The 6,549-nt window shown below is 69.3% G+C and carries 9 protein-coding genes; 3 read left to right on the plus strand and 6 right to left on the minus strand.

The genetic code is table 11. The features are described from left to right. Window positions 1–71 precede the first annotated feature (71 nt). Window positions 72–1,487: an MFS transporter gene (locus AB0J09_RS52445; protein ID WP_360709443.1), complete on the minus strand. Its 1,416-nt coding sequence runs from the start codon at window positions 1,485–1,487 to the stop codon at window positions 72–74. Window positions 1,488–1,551: 64 nt separating this feature from the next. Further along, window positions 1,552–2,127 (minus strand): TetR/AcrR family transcriptional regulator, encoded by a 576-nt coding sequence (locus AB0J09_RS52450; RefSeq protein WP_360709445.1) that lies wholly within the window; start codon window positions 2,125–2,127, stop codon window positions 1,552–1,554. Window positions 2,128–2,268: 141 nt separating this feature from the next. Here AB0J09_RS52450 and AB0J09_RS52455 point away from each other — a divergent pair, with 141 nt between their 5' ends. Further along, window positions 2,269–2,454, plus strand: a complete 186-nt coding sequence (locus tag AB0J09_RS52455; RefSeq protein ID WP_360709448.1) for a hypothetical protein — start codon at window positions 2,269–2,271, stop codon at window positions 2,452–2,454. A gap of 29 nt (window positions 2,455–2,483) precedes the next feature. On the opposite strand, the gene AB0J09_RS52460 is transcribed toward AB0J09_RS52455, so the two are convergent. From AB0J09_RS52460 to AB0J09_RS52475, 4 genes are read right to left on the minus strand one after another with little or no spacing between them, the layout of a single operon-like run. Next, window positions 2,484–3,011, minus strand: a complete 528-nt coding sequence (locus AB0J09_RS52460) for a GNAT family N-acetyltransferase (protein WP_360709450.1) — start codon at window positions 3,009–3,011, stop codon at window positions 2,484–2,486. 38 nt (window positions 3,012–3,049) lie between these two features. Further along, window positions 3,050–3,616 carry an XRE family transcriptional regulator gene (locus AB0J09_RS52465; protein WP_360709452.1) on the minus strand — a complete coding sequence of 189 codons (567 nt, stop codon included), beginning with the start codon at window positions 3,614–3,616 and terminating at the stop codon, window positions 3,050–3,052. A 27-nt stretch (window positions 3,617–3,643) separates the two neighbouring features. Beyond that, entirely contained in the window at window positions 3,644–3,931 is a 288-nt protein-coding gene (locus AB0J09_RS52470; RefSeq protein WP_360709455.1) for a DUF6204 family protein, read from the minus strand. A 3-nt stretch (window positions 3,932–3,934) separates the two neighbouring features. Further along, a complete protein-coding gene (locus AB0J09_RS52475) occupies window positions 3,935–4,573 on the minus strand; it encodes a helix-turn-helix domain-containing protein (RefSeq protein ID WP_360709458.1) in 639 nt (212 codons plus the stop codon). A gap of 304 nt (window positions 4,574–4,877) precedes the next feature. On the opposite strand from AB0J09_RS52475, the gene AB0J09_RS52480 reads away from it, so the two are divergent. Together AB0J09_RS52480 and AB0J09_RS52485 are read left to right on the plus strand one after the other, a co-directional pair. Continuing rightward, a complete protein-coding gene (locus AB0J09_RS52480; protein ID WP_360709460.1) occupies window positions 4,878–5,675 on the plus strand; it encodes a DUF1838 family protein in 798 nt (265 codons plus the stop codon). Then, the coding region (locus AB0J09_RS52485) for a nitrilase-related carbon-nitrogen hydrolase (RefSeq protein ID WP_360709463.1) at window positions 5,672–6,549 on the plus strand (878 nt) is incomplete at its 3' end. The genes AB0J09_RS52480 and AB0J09_RS52485, both read left to right, overlap by 4 nt.

Genomic DNA, 6,549 nt, shown 5'->3' on the forward strand with positions numbered 1-6,549 from the left:
CCGCGCGCCTGGCGCCCGCCCAGCGCCTGGCCGATCTCGAGGCGGTCAGGCAGGCGTTGTGAAACGGGCTTTCAGGAGGAGGCCAAGACCTCGGACTGCTCTCTGCTGGGCGGACGCTGCGCGGCTACGGCCCTGGCCAGCCGTAGGGCCAGCACCATCATGGTGAGGACCAGGGCGAGCGCGATCCACGCGGCCACTTCTGCCGCCGTGGCGTACCCACCTTGGTTGAGCACCGCGAAATAGATCCCACCCACAACGGCCACACCGGTCACACTGGCGAACTGCTGGGCGGTGGAGAGCGTGCCGGAGGCGACGCCCGCCTGTGCGGGGGCGATCCCGGTCATCGGCGCGCCGATCAGCGACGGCAGGATCAGACCGTTGCCGATGCCCATCAGACCCGTCGCGGTCAGCAGCCACGGGACAGCGAGGCGATCCCCTTCGACCTGTAGTCCGACTGCGATCAGCAGCACGCTCAGCCCGGTGATTGCGGAGCCGGCGATCATGACGCGCAGCCCGTACTTTGCGATCAGGCGCTTGCCCGTCAGCGAAGCGAGCATGGCCAGCACCGCCATGGGGGTGAAGACGAGTCCAGCGCCGAGTGCGTTGAACCCGAAGCCGGTCTGCAGGGTCAGGCTGACCACGAAGACGAAGCTGGTGAAGAAGGCCATGAAAGCGGCGTTGATGGCCAGGCCGGTGGTGAAGACCTTGCCACGGAACAACGTCAGGTCGAGCAGCGGCTGACCGCCCCGAGCGGCCAGGCGGCGCTCCCACGCCAGGGCGGCCCAGAATGCGGGCACGGAGGCCGGCAGCAGCATCCAGGTCCATACCGGCCAGCCTTCCTCCCGGCCAAGGACCAGGGGCACCAGTGCCAGCGCCAACGATCCGGAGATGACCAGGACGCCGATCCCGTCCAGAGCTGGGCGGTTGGCCGTGGCGGCGCGCGGCAGCAGGGCGGAGGCGAGGGCGAAGACAACCAGGCCAACGGGCAGGTTGATGAAGAAGATCACGCGCCAGCCGAGGCCGAACACGTCAGCGCCGAGCAGCAGACCGCCCAGCAGTTGGCCGCACACGCCGCTGAGCCCGCCGGTGACGCCGAACCAGGCCAGTGCGCGTGGCCGTTGCTCCGCGGAGAAGACGATGGTGATCAGGGCGAGCACCTGGGGTACCATGGCAGCCGCCGTCAGCCCTTGGAGCATGCGGGCAAGCACGAGTTGTACGGGATCCTGCGCCAGGCCGCACAGCACGGAGGCCAGGGTGAAGGCCGCTACTCCTGCCAGGAACATCCGCCGATGGGCGAAAATGTCGCCCAGGCGCCCCCCGAGGACCAGCCCGGTGGCGTAGCTGAAGACGTAGCCGCCGACCACCAGTTCCAGCGCCGCCGCCCCGGCACCGAGGTCGGACTGGATGGCGGGAAGAGCGACGTTGACGACGTTGCCGTCGAAGCCGTACATGAACAAGGCCGCCAGGATGACGGGCAGTAGGAACATAACTTCTCCGTTATTGATGGATCTGCCAAAAACTTGGGCGCGTGAAAGCCCTTTCGGCCCGGGCTCAAGCGCGTAGATCGGCGACCACCGCTTCGATGGTCTCGTGCAGTGACTGCACGTCGTAGGCCGCCTTGGCCTGCACCAGCAGGCCATGAAAGGCGCTCATCACCTGACGGGCGAGCAGGCGGGCGGGGCGGTCGACCCGAATGTCGCCCCGGGCCCTGCCGTCCTCTACCACTTCCACCAGCGCGGCCTCGAGCCGCGTGAAAGACTGGCGGGCCAGCGCCGACAGGTCTGGGTCCGCACCGGCCAGTTCGGTGACCGTGTTGACCGCCAGGCAGCCGCGACGGTCGGCCACCGTCCGGTCCACGCCGCTGAGCATGAGCTGCCGGATGCGCTCCAGCGGCGTCAGGCCCGCCTGGATGGCGTTCTGCCCCGCCGCACCCTTGTCCCGATAACGGCGCAGCGCCAGCTCGAACAGACGCCGCTTGCTACCGAAGGCGTTGTAGAGGCTGCCGCGGAGCATCCCGGTCACCTCGGCCAGGTCATCGGTCGAGGTCGCGGTGTAGCCCTTGGTCCAGAACGTGTCCATCGCTGCGTCGATGGCCGCATCAGCGTCGAACTTCCTCGGACGTGCCATGCGAGCAGGCTAGCGGTTTTTGGCGAATCTGCCAAAAATTCGTCATCCACGGGGACGAGGTTCGGCGACTGTCCCGTTGGGTGCGCCCACGGTGTGACTGCGTGCGATGTCGCCGCTTGCGGCGATCCCTACACGGAGTGCGTGTTCGACGGCAGCACGCTCAAAGGCGATGGCCTCGATCCCGGCCGGGCCACATTCATCTCGTGCTCCTTCCTGGACGTGAGCCTGGTCAGCCTCAACTTCATGGACGCCGAATTCGTGGACTGCGTCTTCTCCGGACGCATCGAATCGGTGACCTTCTCAAGGGCACGCGCTCGGGAGGAGTGAGCGCCTACACGGCGGCACCGCGGGCCGGCTCAGCCTGCCTTGGCGAGCCGCTTGTAGAAGAAGCTGCAGTCCTGGAGCGTGCCGTCCGGGGATCCGGCGTAGTCGGGGACGATGCCGTAGCGGGTCCAGCCGCCGGTGAGGTAGACGTGCTCGGCGGTGCTGCCCGTCTCGGTGTCCAGGAGCAGCAGGCCGGCGCCGGCGGCGAGGGCGGCCTGCTCGGCCGTGTCCAGCAGGGCGCGCGACAGGCCCCGGCCCCGTGCGCCGCGGTGCACCATGAGCTTGACGATCTCGGCGCGGTGGCGGGCGTTCGGCTTGCGTGCCAGGGCCAGGCTGATGGTGCCGGTGATGACGCCCTCGTCGCGGCTCGTCCAGACCAGGAGGCTGCCGTCGGCCACCGCCGGCGCCTGCGCCCGCCACCAGGCGGCGGCCTCCTCATGGTCGAACGGCGCCAGGAACCCCACGGAGGCGCCGCTGTCCACGGCGTCGACCAGGAGGTCGGCCAGGTCCTTGACGGTGGCGTCGAACTCCGCGGCGGACAGGCGTTCGATGGTGTGCATACGATTCCTCATCTCAACTGAGGTCCGGGGGCGATGGGTCAGGGGAGGACGACCAGGAGGGCGTAGCGGACCGGGGACGGGCCGGGGCAGCGGAATCGCGAGGCGCCCCACAGCCGGAAGCGCAGGCAGTCGCCCGTCTCGACGGTGTAGGTGTGGCCGTCGGCGGTGATCTCCACCGCCCCCTCCAGCACCCAGATGTGCTGCTCCAGCCCGGGCACCGGAGGCGCTTCGTACGAGATGTCCGCACCGGGCCGCAGCGTTCCCTCCACGACCTCGCCACGCAGCCCGGGATGCGGCGGCGACACGGAACGCCGGACGAACCCCGACTCCTCGTCCCGGAAGACCGCCTGCGCCCCGGCCCGTACGACCCGCGGCGGCTCGGACTCCACCTCGGCCAGCAGCCGCGACATCGTCCGCTCGTAAACGTGGCACAGCTTGCCGAGCAGGGCGGCGGTCGGGCTGATCTCCCCCCGCTCCAGCCGCGACAGCGTCGAGCGGCTGATCCCCGACTGGCTCGCCAGCTCCTCCAGCGACCAGCCCCGCTCGAGGCGCAGCTCCGAGAGCCGCCCGGCGAGCCGGGCCTCCACCTCCTCCGCCCGTCTCATAACAGGGAATATATCCCACATATGGGACTAGCGACGGCGCCGCACCTTGATGTCACGCATGTCGGTCACCGCGAGCTGCAGGATCTCGTGCGGATGCCCATGCGCCTCCAGCGCGACCATCGCCCCCAGTGCTGCCTCGTCCTCGCCGTCGTCCGGCCCGGCCGGCACCTGGCAGCGGAAGGTGAACGCCGTGACGCTCTGGTCATGGGTGAACGTCCCGGCCTCGGTGTAGGCGGCGCCGCTCGCGGCCAGCACGGCGGCTCGCCCGGCGTCGTCGAGCCCTTTGAACTTTCCCCTGATCGTCACCCTGAACACCGCTCACTCCTCTCGTACGGCATAGGCCAGCACCTGCTCGCCCAGCACGCCTTCCGTAACTTCCAGCAACTCCAGCACCGCCGCGGCGATCGCGTCGGGCCGCTCCCCCGCCGCCGTGCGGCGGCCGATCTCGGCGTAGACCAGCGCGTGCAGGCACCCGATGTGCCAGGCCATCACCCGCGGCAAGGGATCGCTCTCGTCCGCGCCGGTCTCCGCGACCAACTCGGCGGCCAGCGCCTCGGTCATCTTGTGGCCGAGGTCCTCCAGCCGGGCGGCCAGCGTGGGGGCGGCCCGCATCATCTCCAGCACCGGCCCGAAGCCCGGCGTCAGCCCGACGCTGCGCTCGCGCCCGCGCACCTCCTCGCGCAGCATCGCCAGCACCGCGGCGGCGGCCGACTGGCCCGGCGGCCGCCGCCGTACGATGCCGGCCAGCCGATCCGGCGAGGCCTCCTCCGGCGGCAGGACGAGATCCTCCTTGGCCGCGAAGTAGTTGTAGACGGTGTTCACCGACACCTCAGCAGCCTCGGCCACCTCCGCGATCGTGACATTCTCGAAGCCGCGCTCCACGAACAGCCCGACGGCCACGTCCGAGATGCGCTGCCTGGTCTGCCGCTTCTTCCGCTCCCGCAGCCCTTCACTCATGCTTGCAGTCTACTGCAAACTTTAAGTCGACTGCAGTTTTTAGGGTACGGTGGACAGTGCCGCTCGGGAGATGATCACAATGGGCTCCCCAGTCCGCTCATCCGCCCGGAGCGCACCCATGGTCAAGCGCAATGCCATCAGGTCCTTAGTTCTCGCCGCTCTCTTCGTGAGCGTGAGTGCCCCGGGGGCGGCGGCGGACGATGAGAGCATTAATCCGACATTTCCGGGACCGGTCTACAAAACGGTCACCGACCGAAGCGGCCTTCTCTCGCTCCAAACTTTTGGACGCCCCGACGGCAAGGATATGGTTTTCCGGATTTCGGGCAGCGTGTACGCGAACGTCGAAGGCAACAGCCTCGACCCGGCGATACGGCACGGCCAGAAGCTGTTCAACATCGAGGGCTACAACATCAGGCGCCTGTACCGGGTGCCGGACACGACACAGCTCTACCAGCTCTCCCGCGAGATCGTCGTCTACACCGACCCGGCCGACCCGACCCGGATCCTGCGGGAGTGGAAGAACCCGATCGACCAGAAGACGTATCCGGTCATCCCCATCAACAACGACACGGTGAATTTCGGCCCGTTCAACGTCACCTCCTCCTACGCGGGCCCGCCGGTGCGCGCGATGCATGATGAGACGGTGTGGACCAGCGACATCGGCGTGCGCGCCGACTTCGGCACCGCGCTCGGCGAGCGGTTCGGGCTCGTGGGCGGCGTGTACGCGGCACAGGAGATGTTCGACTTCTCCGTCGACGAGCGCGAGGCGGCCGTCAGGACCATCCCGGGCACCGTCCCCTCCGGCGCGATGAAGACGAAGATCAGCTGGGCGCGTACGAGCCCGTGGGCGCCGTTCATGTGCCTGGCGGAGAGCGAGGTGCGCGGCCAGCTCACCTACCACGCCCGCAGCTGGTCCCTGAACTCCTACGCCGAGGTCGAGCCGTGGCTGCGCGCCGAGGTCGAGGCGAACTACCCACTCTACAAGGCGGCGCCGACCGCGCCGGGCGCCGGCGAGAACTCCTGGAGCTCCTTCTACAACAAGCAGCTCGGCAAGGGCGCCACCACCTGGGCCGGCTGGTGCGCGGACAACGGGCGCCCGTGACCGCCTACACGGCCCTGGCGCTCCAGATGGAGACCAGGGCCGTCAACGCCGATCCGGATCCGCGCGCCGCCATCCGCGCCGCCATCGGGCGGATCGGCGAGCAGGTCGGCGGCAGCAAAGGCTGGCTCGGCCGCGACCTGCGCCTGGTGGTGCTGCCCGAGTACGTCATGACCGGGTTCCCGATGCGCGAGAGCTTCCCCGAGTGGCGCGAGAAGGCCGCGCTCGACCCCGGCGGTCCTGAATACGAGGCGCTGGCCCAGATCGCCGCCCGGCACGAGGTGTTCCTGTGCGTGAACGCCTATGAGCGCGACGAGCACTTCCCCGAGCTGTACTTCCAGGCCTCGGTGATCTTGTCCCCGCAAGGGGAGGTGGTGCTGCGTTACCGCAGGCTGCACTCGATGTTCACGCCGAGTCCGTACGACGTGTGGGAGCGCTATCTGGAGGTCTACGGCATCGACGGCGTGCTGCCCGTGGCCCGCACCGAGATCGGCAACCTGGCCGTGCTCGCCTCGGAGGAGATCCTCATGCCGGAGCTGGCCCGCGCGCTGGCTCTGCGCGGCGCCGAGGTCTTCTGCCACCCCACCTCCGAGGCCTCCTCGCCCGCGCTGACCCCGAAGGCGATCGCCCGCCGCGCCCGCGCCGCCGAGAACCTCGCCTACGTGGTCTCGGCCAACAGCGGCGGCTTGACGGGCATCGCGATCCCCGGCGACTCCACCAACGGCGGCTCGGAGGTGCTGGACCACCAGGGGCGGGTGCTCGCTCAGGCGGGCCCGGGCGAGTCGCTGGTGGCCGCCGCCGAACTGGACCTGGGTGCGCTGCGCCGGCTGCGGCTGCGGCCCGGCATGGGCAACCTGCCGAGCCGGGTGAAGACCGG

The sequence above is a fragment of the Nonomuraea sp. NPDC049784 genome (genome assembly GCF_040659615.1).
In the GTDB taxonomy this organism is placed as follows: domain Bacteria; phylum Actinomycetota; class Actinomycetes; order Streptosporangiales; family Streptosporangiaceae; genus Nonomuraea.

Coding starts and splice junctions, on each gene's coding strand:
- AB0J09_RS52445 (WP_360709443.1), bottom strand. CDS start 1,487: ATGTTCCTACTGCCCGTCATCCTGGCGGCCTTGTTCATGTACGGCTTC.
- AB0J09_RS52450 (WP_360709445.1), bottom strand. CDS start 2,127: ATGGCACGTCCGAGGAAGTTCGACGCTGATGCGGCCATCGACGCAGCG.
- AB0J09_RS52460 (WP_360709450.1), bottom strand. CDS start 3,011: ATGCACACCATCGAACGCCTGTCCGCCGCGGAGTTCGACGCCACCGTC.
- AB0J09_RS52465 (WP_360709452.1), bottom strand. CDS start 3,616: ATGAGACGGGCGGAGGAGGTGGAGGCCCGGCTCGCCGGGCGGCTCTCG.
- AB0J09_RS52475 (WP_360709458.1), bottom strand. CDS start 4,573: ATGAGTGAAGGGCTGCGGGAGCGGAAGAAGCGGCAGACCAGGCAGCGC.
- AB0J09_RS52480 (WP_360709460.1), top strand. CDS start 4,878: ATGGTTTTCCGGATTTCGGGCAGCGTGTACGCGAACGTCGAAGGCAAC.